Here is a 16,034-nt window from a genome sequence, read left to right as displayed (position 1 = left end):
ATGGCCGCATCCTTCCTCCACACCACCGTGCTGCTCGAAGAGGGCGTGCGCGCCGTGCTCGGCGATGCGCCGGCGCCCGACGGCACCTTCGTCGACGCCACCTTCGGTCGCGGCGGTCATTCGCGGCTGCTGCTGGAGCGGCTGGCGCCAGGCGCCCGCCTCGTGGCCTTCGACAAGGATCCAGAGGCGGTGGCGCAGGCCGGCGCCATCGCCGACCCGCGCTTTTCCATCCGGCACCAGGGCTTCGCCCACCTGGGGGAGCTGCCACCCGGCAGTGTGGCCGGGGTCCTGATGGACCTCGGCGTCAGCTCCCCCCAGATCGACAACCCCGCCCGGGGTTTTTCTTTTCGTTTGGACGGCCCGCTCGACATGCGCATGGATCCCACGCGCGGCCAGAGCGTGGCCGACTGGCTGGCCACAGCCGAACCACAGCAGATTGCAGAGGTGATCCGTGACTATGGCGAAGAACGGTTTGCTGTTCAGATTGCAAAGGCGATTGCTGCTCGCCGACAAGAACGGGGCGCAATTTCAACCACCGCCGAGCTGGCCGAGCTCGTGGCTGGCACGGTCAAAACCCGCGAGCCGGGCCAGAACCCTGCAACGCGCACATTTCAGGCTCTTCGGATTTTCATCAACGCCGAGCTTGAAGAGCTGCAACAGGCGCTGAGCGCCAGCCTGTCGGTGCTGGCGCCCGGCGGCCGGCTGGCGGTGATCAGCTTCCATTCGCTGGAAGACCGCATCGTCAAGCAGTTCATCGCCGAGCACTCCAAGGAGGTCTACGACCGCCGCGCGCCCTTCGCCGCGCCCAAGCCCATGAAGCTGCGCGCGCTGGAACGCATCAAGCCTTCGGCCGAGGAAGTGGCGGCCAATCCACGTGCGCGCAGCGCCATCCTGCGCGTGGCCGAGCGCACGGAGGTGCTTGGCGACGCGCCGGGCCGCCCCAAGCAAGCCAGCGCCCCCTCGGGGGGCAGCGAGGACGCGCAGCGCCGAGCATGGGGGCAACGTTCGTGATCACGCGCCTCAACCTGCTCCTGCTGCTGGCCGTGATCGGCACGGCGCTGCTGCTGGTGCACACCCAGTACCAGTCGCGCCAGCTCTATGGCCAGTACTACCGCGCGCAGGCCGAGGCCCGCACGCTGGAAACCGAATACGAGCGCCTGCAGGTCGAGCGCCGCGCCCAGGCCACGCCCCTGCGCATCGAGTCGCTGGTCAAGGACAAGCTCAAGATGCGCACCACCACGCCCGCCATCACGCTGTATGTGCGGGCCGACGGCACGGTGATCCCCGCGGTGCCGCCGGCGCCGCCCGTCGTGCCCGCCGGCGCCCCGGCCGCTGCAGCCAGGAGCACGCGATGAGCCGCGGCCCTTCCGTTCGCTACACCACCAGCCCGCTGCTGGCGAGCAAGACGCCCGTCTGGCGCAGCAAGTTCATCGTGGCAGCCATCGCGCTCGGCTTCGTGGTGCTGGCCGGCCGCGCAGCCTATGTGCAGGTGATCGGGCAGGACTTCTTCCAGAGGCAGGGCGAGGTGCGCTTCACCCGCACCATCGAGCTGCCCGCCAGCCGCGGCCGCATCCTGGACCGCAACGGCCTGATCCTGGCCTCCAGCGTGATCGCACCCAGCGTGTGGGCGATTCCCGAGGACATCGATCGCAACGATCCCGAGACCCGGACCAAGCTGCGCCGCGTCGCCCAACTGCTCGGCATGAAGCCGCAGGACCTCGACCAGAAACTGGCCGACGAGGACAAGAGCTTCGTCTGGATCCAGCGCCAGGTCGACGAGCCCATCGCCAAGGAGATCGCGGCGCTGGGCGTCAAGGGCCTCTACCAGACGCGCGAATACAAGCGTCAGTACCCCGAGGGCGAATCCGCCGCGCACGTGGTGGGCTTCACCAACGTCGAGGACCACGGCCAGGAAGGCATCGAGCTGGCCTTCGACAAGGACCTGGGCGGCAAGCCCGGTTCGCAGCGGGTGATCAAGGACCGCCTGGGCCGTGTGGTCGAGGGCGTGGGCGAGCGCGTGCCGCCGCTGGACGGCAAGGACATCCAGCTGTCCATCGACTCCAAGGTGCAGTTCTTCGCCTACCAGAAGCTGCGCGACGCCGTGACCAAGCACCGGGCCAAGGCCGGCAGCGTGGTGGTGCTCGACGCGGTGACCGGCGAGGTGCTCGCGCTGGCCAACTACCCGAGCTACGTGCCCGACAAGCGTCGCAACCTCACCGGCGAGCAGCTGCGCAACCGCGCCATCACCGACACCTTCGAGCCCGGCTCGACCATGAAGCCGATCACCGTGGCCATGGCGCTGGAGGCCGGGCGCGTCAAGCCCAGCACCATCATCGACACCACGCCCGGGCGCTACCAGATCGGCGGCTTCACCATCAGCGACACCCACAACTACGGCGTGCTGACGGTGGAGGGCGTGATCCAGAAGTCCAGCAACGTCGGTGCGCTCAAGATCGCCCAGAAGATGAGCCCCAGCGAGATGTGGGAGACCTACACCGCGCTGGGCTACGGCCAGAAGCCGCAGATCACCTTCCCCGGTGCGGCGCCTGGCCGCCTGCGTCCCTGGAAGACCTGGAAGCCCGTCGAGCAGGCCACCATGGCCTATGGCTACGGCCTGTCGGCCTCGCTGCTGCAGATGTGCCATTCGTACACCGCCTTCTCGCACGACGGGAAGGTGCTGCCGCTGACCATGCTCAAGAGCAACGAGGAGCCGCCGGGCGTGCGCGTGTTCTCGCCCTCCACCGCGGCGTCTATCCGCAAGATGCTGCAGATGGCCGCCGGCCCCGGCGGCACCGGCCAGCTGGCGCAGACCGTGGGCTACTCGGTGGGTGGCAAGTCGGGCACCGCGCGCAAGCAGGTCGGCAAGGGCTACGCGGCGGGCAAGTACCGCGGCTGGTTCACCGGCATGGCGCCGATCGACAAGCCGCGCATCATCGTGGGCGTCATGATCGACGAGCCGAGCGACGGCAACTTTTACGGCGGCACCGTGGCCGGCCCGGTGTTCAGCGAAGTGGTGCAGCAGACGCTGCGCATGATGAACGTCGCGCCCGACCTGGCCGTCAAGCCGCTGGTGCTCACCCAGGGCGTGGACGAGAGCTTCTGATGGCGCTGCACCGTCTCCACTCCCCCGACGAGGCCGCCGCCTGGCTGTCCGCGCGCGTTCGCGGACAGCTGCAGGTGGACAGCCGCGCCGTGGGCGAGGGCGACGGCTTCATCGCCTGGCCGGGCGCCGCCACCGACGGACGGCGCTTCGTGCGTGCGGCGCTGGCGCAAGGCGCCGCCGCCTGCCTGGTCGAGGCCAAGGGCAGCGAGGCCTACGACTTCGCCGACGAGCCGGCGGTGGCGGCCTACGAGGGGCTCAAGGCCGCGACCGGTCCCATCGCCGCGGCCTGGTGCGGCCGGCCGGCCGACGTGATGACGCTGCTGGCCGTGACAGGCACCAACGGCAAGACCTCGACCGCCTGGTGGCTGGCGCAGGCACTGGAAGGCAGCGCCTTCGGCCCCTGCGCCGTCGCCGGCACGCTGGGCATCGGCGTGCCTCCGGCCGTCGACTACAACGGCCTCACCACTCCAGACCCGGTGACGCTGCACCGCGCGCTGCGCGACCTGCTCGGCCAGGGCGTGAAGGCCTGTGCCATGGAAGCTTCCTCCATCGGCATCGCCGAGCGTCGGCTGGACGGCCTGCACTTCGACGTGGCCGTCTTCACCAACTTCACCCAGGACCACCTGGACTACCACGGCGACATGGCGGCCTACTGGGCCGCCAAGGCCGAGCTGTTCCGCTGGCCGGGCCTGCGCGCGGCCGTGGTCAACATCGATGACCCGCAGGGCGCCCGCCTCGCGGGCGAACTGCTGGACACCGCGCTGGTCGAGCTGTGGACCTGCTCGGCCGCAGGCGCGCCCGCGCGGCTGTCGGCCATCGAGGCCGGCCACGGTCCGCAGGGCCTGCGCTTCCAGGTGGTGGAGCAGGGCGGCGCCCAGGCCATGGTCTCGACCACGTTGGTGGGCGACTACAACGTGGCCAACCTGCTTGGCGTGATCGGCACGCTGCGCGCGCTCGGCCTGCCGCTGGGCGACGCGGCCGCCGCCTGCGCGCGCCTCGGCAGCGTGCCCGGCCGCATGGACGTGGTCGCAGCGGACGCCGGCCTGCCGCTGGTGGTGGTCGACTATGCCCACACGCCCGATGCACTGCAGAAGGCGCTGGCCGCGCTGCGCCCCTTCGCCGAGTCGCGCGGCGGCCGGCTGTGGTGCGTGTTTGGCTGCGGCGGCGACCGCGATCCCGGCAAGCGCCCGCTGATGGGTGCCATCGCCGAGCGGGGTGCCGACCGCGTCGTCGTCACCAGCGACAACCCGCGCAGCGAATCGCCGCAGGCCATCGTCGACCAGATCGTGGCGGGCCTGGCGGTGCCGCAGGCCGCGCGGGTGGTGATCGACCGTGCCGCAGCGATTGCCGAGGCCCTGGATGAAGCCGCCGCTCAGGACGTGGTCCTGCTGGCCGGCAAGGGCCACGAGGATTACCAGGAAGTCGCCGGCCGGCGATTTCCCTTTTCCGACCGCGCCCAGGCGCAGGCGGCGCTTGGCGCCAGGAGCCGGTCGGCATGAACGCTTCGATGGAATCTCTGTTCACGCTGTCCGAGGCCGCCGGCTGGGTGCCGGGTGCGCGCGTGGTGGGTGAGGGCAGCCGCGCGGTGACGCGGGTGCACACCGACTCGCGCACGCTGGCCGCGGGCGACCTCTTCGTCGCGCTGCGCGGCGAGCGCTTCGACGCGCACGACTTCCTGCCGCAGGTGCAGGCCCAGGGCGGCATCGCCGCCGTGGCCGAGCCGGGCCGGCTGGCACCGCTGGGCCTCCAGGGCCTGGAAGTGCCCGACACCCTGGCCGCGCTGGGCGCCATCGCCGCCGGCTGGCGCGCCCGCTTCACGCTGCCGCTGGTGGCGGTGACGGGCAGCAACGGCAAGACCACGGTCACGCAGATGGTCGCGTCCATCCTGCGCGCCGCCGAGCCGCAGGCCAGCCTGGCGACGCAGGGCAACTTCAACAACGAGATCGGCCTGCCGCTGACGCTGATGCGCCTGCGGCCCGCTCATCGCCTGGCCGTGGTCGAGCTGGGCATGAACCATCCGGGCGAGATCGCGCGGCTGGCCGCCATCGCGCGGCCGACGGTGGCGCTGGTCAACAACGCGCAGCGCGAGCACCAGGAATTCATGGCGACGGTCGAGGCGGTGGCGCGCGAGAACGGCAGCGTGCTGCAGGCGCTGTCGGCCGGCGGCACGGCCGTTTTTCCGCACGGCGACGATTACACGGCACTCTGGCGTGGCCTGGTGCCGGCAGGTGCCGGCTGCCTGCTGTTCGGCGAATCGCCCGAGGCCGACGTGTCGCTGGCCGAGGCCGACTGGGATGGTGAGGCCTGGCGCTTCGTGGCCCGCACGCCCGCTGGCACCGTGCAGGCGCGTCTGGCCATTCCCGGCCGCCACAACCTGCGCAACGCGCTCGCGGCCACGGCCTGCGCGTTGGCCGCTGGCGTGACGCCCGAGGCCATCGGCGCCGGCCTGTCGGCCTTCGAGCCCGTCGGCGGCCGTTCGCGGGCGCAACTGCTGCAGCGCACCGATGGCCGCCGCCTCACGCTGGTGGACGACAGCTACAACGCCAACCCCGATTCCGTGCGTGCCGCCATCGACGTGCTGGCCGAGCTGCCCGGGCCGCGCCTGCTGGTGCTGGGCGACATGGGCGAGGTCGGCGACCAGGGGCCGCGTTTCCATGCCGAAGTCGGCGACTGGGCGCGCCAGCGCGGCATCGACGCGCTGTTCGCCCTGGGCGAGGCCAGCCGCCATGCCGTGACGGCGTTCGGCGCGGCCGGCCGCCATTTCGAGGCCGTCGAGGCCCTCAACGCCGCGGCGCTGGACCAGGCCGGTGCCGCATCGAGCGTGCTCGTCAAGGGTTCGCGGTTCATGAAGATGGAGCGCGTGGTGCAGGCCCTGGTGGCCAGCGCCGCCGGCTCGAACAATAACAAGGAGCCGGTCATGCCGCATGACACGGACGCCCGCCCATGCTGATGAGCCTGGCCCAATGGCTGCAGACGCTGTCGCCCGAACTCGGCTTTCTGCGCGTCTTCCAGTACCTGACATTTCGGGCGCTGATGGCTGCCCTCACCGCGCTGGTGGTGGGCCTGGCCGCCGGCCCGGCGGTGATCCGCCGGCTGAGCGCCCTCAAGATCGGCCAGCCGGTGCGCGGCTATGCCATGGAAACGCACCTGGCCAAGAGCGGGACGCCCACCATGGGCGGCGTGCTGGTGCTGTTCGCCATCGCCATCGCGACGCTGCTGTGGTTCGACCTGTCCAACCGCTTCGTCTGGATCGTGCTGTGGGTGACGCTGGGCTTCGGCGCCATCGGCTGGGTGGACGACTGGCGCAAGGTGGTCAACAAGGACCCGGAGGGCATGCGATCGCGCGAGAAGTACATGTGGCAGTCGCTCATCGGCCTGGTGGCGGCCTTCTACCTGCTGTTCTCCATCTCCGAGAGTTCCAACTGGCGCGTGCTGGAGCTGTTCGGCAACTGGGTGCGCTCCGGCTTCGCGATGGACTTCCCCACCAAGACCAACCTGCTGGTGCCCTTCTTCAAGGAGATCAGCTATCCACTGGGCGGCATCGGCTTCGTCATCCTCACCTACCTGGTGATCGTCGGGGCGAGCAATGCCGTGAACCTCACCGACGGCCTGGACGGCCTGGCCATCATGCCGGTGGTGATGGTGGGCTCGGCCCTGGGCGTGTTCGCCTACGTCACGGGCAATGCGATGTACTCGCGCTACCTGCTGTTTCCCTCCATTCCCGGCGCGGGCGAGCTGCTGGTGTTCTGCTCGGCCATGGCGGGCGCGGGCCTGGCCTTCCTGTGGTTCAACACCCATCCGGCGCAGGTCTTCATGGGCGACGTGGGCGCGCTGGCGCTGGGCGGTGCCCTGGGCACCGTGGCCGTGATCGTGCGGCAGGAGATCGTGTTCTTCATCATGGGCGGCATCTTCGTGGTCGAGGCGATCTCGGTCATGGCCCAGGTGAGCTGGTTCAAGTACACCAAGCGCAAGTACGGCGAAGGCCGCCGCGTGCTCAAGATGGCGCCGCTGCACCATCACTTCGAGAAGTCCGGCTGGCGCGAGACGCAGGTGGTGGTCCGCTTCTGGATCATCACCATGCTGCTGTGCCTGGTGGGCCTGTCCACGCTCAAGCTGCGTTGAGGCCGCGACGACCATGAAGCATCTCGCCGACCTGCATGTGCTGATCCTGGGCCTGGGCGCCTCGGGCCTGGCCATGGCGCGCTGGTGCGCCCGCCATGGTGCGCATGTCACGGTGGCCGACACGCGCGAGGCGCCGCCGCAGCTGGCCACGCTGGCCGCCGAGCTGCCGCAGGTGCGCTTCATCGGCGGACCGCTCACGGCCGCGCTGGTCGAGGGGCGGCTGGTGCGCGCCGTCTACCGCTCGCCAGGCCTGGCGCCTGCCACCATCGCACCGGTGGTCGACGCGGCGCGCGCCATCGGCCTGCCGGTGGGTGGCGAGCTGGACCTGTTCGCGCAGGCGCTGGCGGACCTGCGGTTGGCGCCGGATGCGGCGCCCGATGAGGACGGCGCCGTGGACGAAGGCACGGCCTCTGTCGCGGGCGATGTGCCCGCGGACGCGGACGCCGTCGCCGTGGCTGCGTCGCCCGTCGACGCGGGGGGGACGGGCGCAGACATCGCCGCCGAAACCTCCGGCGACGGCGAAGCCGCGGCCCCGGCCGTGCCGTCCGATGACGCCGCGGCGGACGACGAGACGCCCGACGAAACGCCCGCGCCCCTGCCCATCGCCCCGCCACCCGCGCCCGAGCCCGGCTATCGTCCCGCCGTGCTGGCGATCACCGGCACCAACGGCAAGACGACCGTCACCTCGCTCACCGGCCAGTTGGTCGAGCGCGCCGGCAAGACCGTGGCCGTGGCCGGCAACATCGGCCCCTCGCTGCTGGACACCCTGTCGGAGCGCATGGACGCCGACGCCCTGCCGCAGGTGTGGGTGCTCGAGCTTTCCAGCTTCCAGCTCGACGGCGTGCAGGGCTTCGAGCCCACCGCTGCCACAGTGCTGAACGTCACGCAGGACCACCTGGACTGGCATGGCGGCATGGAGCCCTATGCCGCCGCCAAGGCGCGCATCTTCGGCCAGACCGGCCTCATGGTGCTCAACCGCGACGACGTCCGCGTGATGGGCATGCTGCCCGCGCCGGTCAAGGTGCGGCTGCAGCGCCCGCAACTGCGCGCCCATGTGACCTTCGGCGCCGACCTGCCGCAGCGTCCGGGCGACTACGGCATCGAGCGCGTCAACGGCCTGGCCTGGCTGGTGCGCGCGCACGAGGCCGACGAGACCCTCAAGCGCCGCCGCGGCGCCGCGGCGCAGGAAGAGATCCACCTGCAGCGTCTGATGCCCGCCGATGCGCTGCGCATCCGTGGCCAGCACAACGCGCTGAACGCCCTGGCCGCCCTGGCGCTGGCCAGCGCTGCCGGTTGCGCGCTGGCGCCCATGCTCTACGGCCTGCGCGAATACCGTGGCGAGCGGCACCGCGTGGAGCCCATCGCCATCGTGGACGAGGTCGAGTACTTCGACGACAGCAAGGGCACCAACGTCGGTGCCACTGCCGCTGCCCTGTCGGGCCTGGGCCTGGAGCGCAAGCTGGTGGTCATCCTGGGCGGTGACGGCAAGGGCCAGGACTTCTCGCCGCTGGCGCCGCTGGTGCGTCAGTACGTGCGCGCCGCGGTGCTGATCGGCCGAGACGGCCCCGCCATCGGCGAGGCCCTGGCCGAGACCGGCGTGCCGCTGCTCGCCGCCGCCACGCTGCCCGAGGCCGTCGGCCTGTGCGCCGACCAGGCCCAGCCCGGCGACGCCGTGCTGCTGTCGCCCGCCTGCGCCAGCCTGGACATGTTCCGCGACTACGCGCACCGGGCGGACGTGTTCCGCGAGGCGGTCGAGGCGCTGGCCGACGAGGAGGCCTACGAATGAGCGCCGCCCGGCCGTTCCGCAGGCGCTCGCATCCGCAGTGCGCAGCACGGAGGATTCCAGAATGAGCGCCCGCATGCCCGCCGCCGCCACGCCCAACGAGGGCGGCAGCCGCTTCTTCGGCTGGTTCCGCCGCGCCGCCAAGAGCGGCATGGACGCGCTGCCCATGCACCTGCCGGTGCGCCTGGGCGGCGCCGACATCGCGCAGACCCGCGCCGCGCCGGTGCGTGTGGCCGGCTTCGACCAGCCGCTGGTGTGGGTCACCATCGCGCTGCTCATGTGGGGCCTGGTGATGGTGTTCTCGGCATCCATCGCCATGGGCGACAACCCGCGCTTCAACCGCGCCGGCGGCTACAGCGAGTCGTACCACCTGATCCGCCACGCGATCTCGCTGGTGTTCGCCTTCGTGGCCGGCCTGGTCGCCTTCCAGATCCCCATGCGCACCTGGGAGCGCACGGCGCCCTGGCTCTTCGTGGTGGCACTGCTGCTGCTGGTGGTGGTGCTGATCCCGCACGTCGGCATCAACGTCAACGGCGCGCGCCGCTGGCTCCCGCTGGGCTTCATGCGCTTCCAGCCCTCCGAGCTGGCCAAGCTGGCCATGGTCTTCTATGCGGCCAGCTACATGGTGCGCAAGATGGAGATCAAGGAGCGCTTCTTCCGCGCCGTGCTGCCCATGGGCGTGGCCGTCGTGGTGGTGGGCATGCTGCTGCTGGCCGAGCCCGACATGGGCGCCTTCATGGTGATCGCCATCATCGCCATGGGCATCCTGTTCCTGGGTGGCGTGAACGCGCGCATGTTCTTCCTGATCGCCATGCTGGTGGTCGTCGCCTTTGCCACCATGGTGGCGGCCAGCCCATGGCGGCGCGAGCGCATCTTTGCCTACCTCGACCCGTTCAGCGAGGAGCATGCGCTGGGCAAGGGCTACCAGCTCTCGCATTCGCTGATCGCCATCGGCCGCGGCGAGATCTTCGGCGTCGGCCTGGGTGGCAGCGTCGAGAAGCTGCACTGGCTGCCTGAGGCGCACACCGACTTCCTGCTGGCCGTGATCGGCGAGGAGCTGGGTCTCGTCGGCGTGCTGGTGGCTATCGCGCTCTTCCTCTGGCTCACGCGCCGCATCATGCACATCGGCCGCCAGGCCATCGCGCTGGACCGCGTCTTCGCCGGCCTGGCCGCGCAGGGCGTGGGCGTGTGGATGGGCTTCCAGACCTTCATCAACATGGGCGTGAACCTGGGTGCGTTGCCCACCAAGGGCCTGACGCTTCCGCTGATGAGCTTCGGCGGCTCGGCCATCCTGATGAACGTGGTGGCGCTGGCGGTGGTGCTGCGCGTCGATTATGAGAACCGGGTTTTGATGCGCGGAGGCCGCGTATGACCGGCGCCCGCACCGCGCTCGTCATGGCCGGCGGCACCGGTGGTCACATCTTCCCGGGCCTGGCCGTGGCGGAAGAGCTGCGCGCCCGCGGCTGGCGGGTGCACTGGCTGGGTGCGCCCGGCAGCATGGAAGAGCGTCTGGTGCCGCCGCGCGGCTTTGCCTTCGAGCCGATCCAGTTCGGTGGCGTGCGCGGCAAGGGCCCCCTCACGCTGGCGCTGCTGCCGGCGCGGCTGCTGCGCGCCTTCTGGCAGAGCTTCCAGGCCGTGGGCCGCGTCCAGCCCGACGTGGTGGTCGGTCTGGGCGGCTACATCAGCTTTCCGGGCGGCATGATGGGCGTGCTGCGTGGCCGTCCGCTGGTGCTGCACGAGCAGAACTCCGTGGCCGGTCTGGTCAACCGCGTGCTGGCACGCATCGCCGACCGCTGCTTCAGCGCCTTCCCCGACGTGCTGCCGAATGCGGCCTGGGTGGGCAACCCGCTGCGCGAGCCCTTCCTGTCGCAGGCCGCGCCGGCCGAGCGCTTCGCAGGCCGCAGCGGCCCGCTCAAGCTGCTGGTGGTGGGCGGCAGCCTCGGTGCCAAGGCACTGAACACCGTGGTGCCGCAGGCGCTGTCGCGCATCGCGCCGGCCGAGCGGCCCGTCGTGCTGCACCAGAGCGGCGAGAAACAGATCGACGAGCTGCGCGCCAACTACGCCGCCGCCGGCGTCGAGGCCGAGCTGGTGCCCTTCATCGACAACACGGCCGAGGCCTTCGCCGCGGCCGACCTCATCGTGGCGCGTGCCGGCGCCAGCACCGTGACCGAGATCGCCGCGGTCGGAGCCGCCGCGCTCTTCGTTCCCTTTCCCTTCGCGGTCGACGACCACCAGACCACCAACGCCCGCTTCCTGGCGGACGCCGGCGGCGCCTGGCTGGTGCAGCAGACCGATCTGACACCTGAACTCTTGTCCGACCTGATCCAGAAAACGACGCGTGCCGAGCTGCTCGAGCGCGCGCAGCGCGCATACGCGATGCGCAAGACCGATGCCGTGGCCCAGGTGGCCCTGGCCTGCGAGGAGCTGGTCAAGCCATGAAGCACGCGATCCGCCACATCCATTTCGTCGGCCTGGGTGGCTCGGGCATGAGCGGCATCGCCGAGGTGCTGTTCAACCTGGGCTACGGCGTCTCTGGCTCGGACCTGGCCGACAGCGCCACGCTGCGCCGCTTGGGCGGCCTGGGTATCCGCACCTTCGTGGGCCACGACGCCGCCAATATCACCGGTGCCGATGCCGTGGTCACGTCCACCGCTGTGCAGGCCGACAACCCCGAGGTGATAGCCGCCCGCGCGAAGAAGATTCCGGTGGTGCCGCGGGCGCTCATGCTGGCCGAGTTGATGCGCCTGCGCAGCGGCATCGCCATTGCCGGCACCCATGGCAAGACCACCACCACCAGCCTGGCCGCCAGCGTGCTGGCCACGGCCGGGCTGGACCCGACCTTCGTGATCGGTGGGCGCCTCAACAGCGCAGGCGCCAACGCGCGGCTGGGCCAGGGCGAGTACATCGTGGTCGAGGCCGACGAGTCCGATGCCTCCTTCCTCAACCTGCTGCCCGTGATGGCGGTCGTCACCAACATCGACGCCGACCACATGGACACCTACGGCCACGACTTCGGCCGGCTGCAGAAGGCCTTCGTCGACTTCCTGCACCGCATGCCCTTCTACGGCACGGCCATCCTGTGCGTGGACGATCCGGCCATCCGCCAGATCCTGCCGCAGGTGACCTGCCCCGTGACCAGCTACGGCTTCAGCGAGGACGCGCAGGTGCGCGCCATCGACGTGCGGGCCGTCGGCGCGCAGATGCACTTCACCGCCCAGCGCCGCAATGGCGTGGTGCTGCCAGACCTGCCGGTGGTGCTCAACCTGCCGGGCGAGCACAACGTGCGCAATGCGCTGTCGGTGATCGCCATCGCCGTCGAGCTGGGCCTGCCCGACGAGGCGGTGCAGCGCGGGCTGGCCGAGTTCAAGGGCGTGGGCCGGCGCTTCCAGCGCTATGGCGAGGTGGCTGCCGCGAACGGCGGGCGCTTCACGCTGATCGACGACTACGGCCACCATCCGGTGGAGATGGCCGCCACCATCGCGGCCGCGCGCGGTGCCTTCCCGGGTCGGCGGTTGGTGCTGGCCTTCCAGCCGCACCGCTTCACCCGCACGCGCGACTGCTTCGAGGACTTCGTCAAGGTCCTCGGCGGTGCCGATGCGGTGCTGCTGACCGAGGTCTATGCCGCTGGCGAGGCACCCATCGTGGCCGCCGACGGCCGCAGCCTGGCGCGGGCGCTTCGCGTCGCCGGCAAGGTCGAGCCGGTGTTCGTCGACGACGTGCGGGCACTGCCGCAGGCAGTGCTGGACAACGCCCGCGACGGCGACGTGGTGCTGTGCATGGGTGCCGGCTCCATCGGTGCCGTGGCGGGCCAGGTGGTGGAGCGCGCTCAGCAACAAGGACAACCTGCATGAACCCGCAGTTCGCCTTTCCCCCGTTGCCCGATGTGGCCGCCATGGGCAAGGTCGCCGTGCTCTTCGGCGGCCGCTCGGCCGAGCGCGAGGTGTCGCTGATGTCCGGCACCGGCGTGCTGCAGGCGCTGCGTTCGCTGGGCGTGGATGCGCATGCCTTCGATCCCGCCGAGCGCGAACTGGCCAAGCTGCGCCACGATGGCTTCGACCGCTGCTTCATCGCGCTGCATGGCCGCCACGGCGAGGACGGCACGGTGCAGGGCGCGCTCGAGCTCTTGGGCATTCCCTACACCGGCTCGGGCGTGATGGCCTCCAGCGTGGCCATGGACAAGACCATGACCAAGCGCGTGTGGCTGGCCGAGGGCCTGCCCACGCCGCGCCATGTCCTGCTGCAGGCCGACGGCCAGGCGCGCGAGCGCGTGCGCGAGGTGCCCGACACCCTGGGCCTGCCGCTGATCGTCAAGCCACCGCACGAGGGCTCATCCATCGGCGTGACCAAGGTGCAGGGCTATTCGCAGATGCAGGAGGCCGTGCAGCTGGCCGCGCGCTACGACCCCGAGGTGCTGTGCGAGGAGTTCATCGACGGCGACGAGCTGACCTGCGCCGTGCTCGGCACGGGCGCCGGCGCCGTCGCGCTGCCGGTGATCCGCATCGCCGCGCCCGAAGGCGCCTACGACTACCAGAACAAGTACTTCACCGACGACGTGAAGTACCACTGCCCCGCCGGCCTGCCCGACGCGCTGGAGGCGCAGGTGCGCCAGCTGGCCATCGCCGCCTACCGCAGCCTGGGTTGCCGCGGCTGGGGCCGGGCCGACTTCATGGTGCGCGCACGCGACCAGCAGCCCTTCCTGCTGGAGATGAACACCTCGCCCGGCATGACCAGCCATTCGCTGGTGCCGATGGCCGCGCGCGCCGCGGGCCTGAGCTACGAGCAGCTGTGCCTGCGCATCCTGGCCCAGGCGGCGCTGGACACCCGGCCCGTCCCGAAGGAAGGTGCCTGACCCATGGCCGACGGCATCGCAGTCCCGCTGGACGTGCGCCTCATGAACCTCACGGCGACCGTCCTGTACGCGCTGTGCGGGCTGATGCTGCTCGCCGCCGGCGGCTGGTGGGTGCTGCGCCAGCCCTTCCTGCCGCTGGGCGTGATCCGTGTGGACGGCGACGTGACGCACAACAACCCGATCACCCTGCGGGCCAACGTCGCGCCGCGGCTGGCCGGCAACTTCTTCACGGTCGACCTGCAGCGCGCCCGCGTGGCCTTCGAGTCGGTGCCCTGGGTGCGCAAGGCCGTGGTGCGGCGCGAGTTCCCGAACGCGCTGCGCGCCACGCTCACCGAGCATGTGCCGGCCGCGCTGTGGGGCGCCGAGGACGAGTCCCGCATGATCAACACCTATGGCGAGGTCTTTGAGGCCAACACCGACGAGGCCGGCGACGACCTGCCGCGGCTGGAAGGCCCCGACGACCAGGCCAGCCAGGTGCTGGGCATGTACCGCGAGCTGGCTCCGGCCTTCGACGGCAGCGGCCTGAAGCTCACCGAGCTGCGGCTGTCCACCCGCGGTGGCTGGCAGGCGGTGCTCGACTCCGGCGCCACCGTGGAGATCGGCCGCGGCACGCCCGAGGAGGTGGTGGCGCGCGTGCGGCGCTTCCTGCTCAGCGCCCGCCATGTGGCCGCCCAGTACGGCCGCAGCATCGAATCCATCGAAAGCGCCGACCTGCGCCATGCCGACGCCTATGCGGTGCGCATCCGCGGCGTCACCACCGTCTCGGCCGATGCACCTGCCGCCGCCGCGGCCCGGCGGCGCTAGGTCCGACGTACAGACAGACAGAACGAACGAGAGCCCCGAGGGAACACTCACACATCATGGCCAAAGACTACAAGGACCTGGTCGTCGGACTCGACATCGGCACCGCCAAGGTGATGGCGGTGGTGGCCGAGGTGCTGCCGGGCGGCGAGCTCAAGCTCGCCGGCCTGGGCGTGGCACCGTCCAACGGCCTCAAGCGCGGCGTGGTGGTCAACATCGACGCCACTGTGCAGAGCATCCAGCAGGCGCTCAAGGAAGCGGAGCTGATGGCCGACTGCAAGATCGGCCGCGTCTACACCGGCATCACCGGCAGCCACATCCGCGGCATCAACTCCAGCGGCATGGTGGCCGTGAAGGACCGCGAGGTCAGCACCACGGACGTGGCCCGCGTGGTGGAGACGGCGCGCGCCATCAACATCTCCAGCGACCAGCGCCTGCTGCTGGTGGAGCCGCAGGAATTCGTGATCGACGGCCAGGACGTGAAGGAGCCGATCGGCATGAGCGGCATGCGCCTGGAGGCCAAGGTGCACATCGTCACCGGCGCCCAGAGCGCGGCCGAGAACATCATCAAGTGCGTGCGCCGCTGCGGCCTGGAGGTGGACCAGCTGATGCTGAACCCGCTGGCGTCCAGCCTGGCGGTGCTGACCGAGGACGAGCGCGAACTGGGCGTGTGCCTGGTGGACATCGGCGCCGGCACCACCGACGTGGCCATCTTCACCAACGGCGCGATCCGCCACACGGCCGTGATCCCGATCGCCGGCGACCTGATCACCAGCGACATCGCCATGGCGCTGCGCACGCCGACCAAGGACGCCGAGGACATCAAGGTCGAGAACGGCTTCGCCAAGCAGCTGCTGGCCGACCCCGAGACGCAGGTCGAGGTGCCCGGCCTGGGCGACCGCGGCCCGCGCATGCTGAGCAAGCAGGCCCTGGCCGGCGTGATCGAGCCGCGGGTGGAAGAGATCTTCCAGCTCGTGCAGCAGGTGGTGCGCGAGTCGGGCTACGAGGAAGTGCTCTCGTCCGGCGTGGTGCTCACCGGTGGCAGCGCCGTCATGCCGGGCATGGTCGAGCTGGGCGAGGACATCTTCCTCAAGCCGGTGCGCCGCGGCATTCCCAAGTACGCCAGCGCCCTGTCGGACATGGTGGCCCAGCCGCGTGCCGCCACCGTCATGGGCCTGCTCGAAGAAGCCCGTCATGCACGCATGCGCGGCTACAAGGTCGCGCAAAAAAATGGTTCAGTGAAGACGGCTTTCGGCCGATTCAAGGATTTCATCGTGGGGAATTTCTGATGCGCCACGCAGCACCTCGGCTCCACCTCATCCATTTCAACGAGCGATGGCGGCGTACGGGGCCGCCGCCACCGCAGGAAGCCTCGA

General features: G+C 70.6%; 13 protein-coding genes. All 13 read left to right on the top strand.

Features of this window, described 5'->3' with window-relative positions:
- Positions 1-1,011 (top strand): 16S rRNA (cytosine(1402)-N(4))-methyltransferase RsmH, encoded by a 1,011-nt coding sequence (gene rsmH / locus ABIC63_RS09660; protein WP_354319581.1) that lies wholly within the window; start codon positions 1-3, stop codon positions 1,009-1,011.
- Positions 1,011-1,355, top strand: coding sequence for a cell division protein FtsL (gene ftsL / locus ABIC63_RS09655; RefSeq protein WP_295524012.1), 345 nt, complete (start codon positions 1,011-1,013; stop codon positions 1,353-1,355). The genes rsmH and ftsL overlap by 1 nt, the downstream gene beginning before the upstream one ends.
- Positions 1,352-3,103, top strand: a complete 1,752-nt coding sequence (locus ABIC63_RS09650; protein ID WP_114801332.1) for a peptidoglycan D,D-transpeptidase FtsI family protein — start codon at positions 1,352-1,354, stop codon at positions 3,101-3,103. Before ftsL ends, ABIC63_RS09650 begins: the two co-directional genes overlap by 4 nt.
- Complete coding sequence (locus ABIC63_RS09645; RefSeq protein ID WP_354319580.1) at positions 3,103-4,602, top strand: UDP-N-acetylmuramoyl-L-alanyl-D-glutamate--2,6-diaminopimelate ligase; 1,500 nt, start codon at positions 3,103-3,105, stop codon at positions 4,600-4,602. Before ABIC63_RS09650 ends, ABIC63_RS09645 begins: the two co-directional genes overlap by 1 nt.
- Positions 4,599-6,053: a UDP-N-acetylmuramoyl-tripeptide--D-alanyl-D-alanine ligase gene (locus ABIC63_RS09640; protein WP_294373471.1), complete on the top strand. Its 1,455-nt coding sequence runs from the start codon at positions 4,599-4,601 to the stop codon at positions 6,051-6,053. The genes ABIC63_RS09645 and ABIC63_RS09640 overlap by 4 nt, the downstream gene beginning before the upstream one ends.
- Positions 6,047-7,225 (top strand): phospho-N-acetylmuramoyl-pentapeptide-transferase, encoded by a 1,179-nt coding sequence (mraY, locus tag ABIC63_RS09635; RefSeq protein ID WP_294373463.1) that lies wholly within the window; start codon positions 6,047-6,049, stop codon positions 7,223-7,225. The genes ABIC63_RS09640 and mraY overlap by 7 nt, the downstream gene beginning before the upstream one ends.
- A 13-nt stretch (positions 7,226-7,238) precedes the next feature.
- Positions 7,239-9,011 carry a UDP-N-acetylmuramoyl-L-alanine--D-glutamate ligase gene (gene murD / locus ABIC63_RS09630; RefSeq protein WP_354319579.1) on the top strand — a complete coding sequence of 591 codons (1,773 nt, stop codon included), beginning with the start codon at positions 7,239-7,241 and terminating at the stop codon, positions 9,009-9,011.
- 61 nt (positions 9,012-9,072) lie between these two features.
- Positions 9,073-10,380 (top strand): putative lipid II flippase FtsW, encoded by a 1,308-nt coding sequence (gene ftsW, locus ABIC63_RS09625; protein WP_502935861.1) that lies wholly within the window; start codon positions 9,073-9,075, stop codon positions 10,378-10,380.
- Positions 10,377-11,447, top strand: a complete 1,071-nt coding sequence (gene murG / locus ABIC63_RS09620) for an undecaprenyldiphospho-muramoylpentapeptide beta-N-acetylglucosaminyltransferase (RefSeq protein ID WP_294373457.1) — start codon at positions 10,377-10,379, stop codon at positions 11,445-11,447. The genes ftsW and murG overlap by 4 nt, the downstream gene beginning before the upstream one ends.
- Complete coding sequence (gene murC, locus ABIC63_RS09615; protein ID WP_354319578.1) at positions 11,444-12,859, top strand: UDP-N-acetylmuramate--L-alanine ligase; 1,416 nt, start codon at positions 11,444-11,446, stop codon at positions 12,857-12,859. Before murG ends, murC begins: the two co-directional genes overlap by 4 nt.
- Entirely contained in the window at positions 12,856-13,857 is a 1,002-nt protein-coding gene (locus ABIC63_RS09610) for a D-alanine--D-alanine ligase (protein WP_354319577.1), read from the top strand. Before murC ends, ABIC63_RS09610 begins: the two co-directional genes overlap by 4 nt.
- Before the next feature lie 3 nt (positions 13,858-13,860).
- Positions 13,861-14,661: a cell division protein FtsQ/DivIB gene (locus tag ABIC63_RS09605; protein WP_354319576.1), complete on the top strand. Its 801-nt coding sequence runs from the start codon at positions 13,861-13,863 to the stop codon at positions 14,659-14,661.
- Between the two features lie 56 nt (positions 14,662-14,717).
- Positions 14,718-15,947, top strand: coding sequence for a cell division protein FtsA (gene ftsA, locus ABIC63_RS09600; protein WP_017759904.1), 1,230 nt, complete (start codon positions 14,718-14,720; stop codon positions 15,945-15,947).
- Positions 15,948-16,034: the final 87 nt, after the last annotated feature.

The organism is Pseudacidovorax sp. 1753 (assembly GCF_040544975.1).
GTDB lineage: Bacteria > Pseudomonadota > Gammaproteobacteria > Burkholderiales > Burkholderiaceae_C > Xenophilus.
The sequence above is the reverse complement of the archived record's forward strand: the minus strand, read 5'-3'. Positions and strand labels throughout refer to the sequence as shown.

Coding starts and splice junctions, on each gene's coding strand:
- rsmH (WP_354319581.1), top strand. CDS start 1: ATGGCCGCATCCTTCCTCCACACCACCGTGCTGCTCGAAGAGGGCGTG.
- ABIC63_RS09650 (WP_114801332.1), top strand. CDS start 1,352: ATGAGCCGCGGCCCTTCCGTTCGCTACACCACCAGCCCGCTGCTGGCG.
- ABIC63_RS09645 (WP_354319580.1), top strand. CDS start 3,103: ATGGCGCTGCACCGTCTCCACTCCCCCGACGAGGCCGCCGCCTGGCTG.
- ABIC63_RS09640 (WP_294373471.1), top strand. CDS start 4,599: ATGAACGCTTCGATGGAATCTCTGTTCACGCTGTCCGAGGCCGCCGGC.
- mraY (WP_294373463.1), top strand. CDS start 6,047: ATGCTGATGAGCCTGGCCCAATGGCTGCAGACGCTGTCGCCCGAACTC.
- murD (WP_354319579.1), top strand. CDS start 7,239: ATGAAGCATCTCGCCGACCTGCATGTGCTGATCCTGGGCCTGGGCGCC.
- ftsW (WP_502935861.1), top strand. CDS start 9,073: ATGAGCGCCCGCATGCCCGCCGCCGCCACGCCCAACGAGGGCGGCAGC.
- murG (WP_294373457.1), top strand. CDS start 10,377: ATGACCGGCGCCCGCACCGCGCTCGTCATGGCCGGCGGCACCGGTGGT.
- murC (WP_354319578.1), top strand. CDS start 11,444: ATGAAGCACGCGATCCGCCACATCCATTTCGTCGGCCTGGGTGGCTCG.
- ABIC63_RS09610 (WP_354319577.1), top strand. CDS start 12,856: ATGAACCCGCAGTTCGCCTTTCCCCCGTTGCCCGATGTGGCCGCCATG.
- ABIC63_RS09605 (WP_354319576.1), top strand. CDS start 13,861: ATGGCCGACGGCATCGCAGTCCCGCTGGACGTGCGCCTCATGAACCTC.
- ftsA (WP_017759904.1), top strand. CDS start 14,718: ATGGCCAAAGACTACAAGGACCTGGTCGTCGGACTCGACATCGGCACC.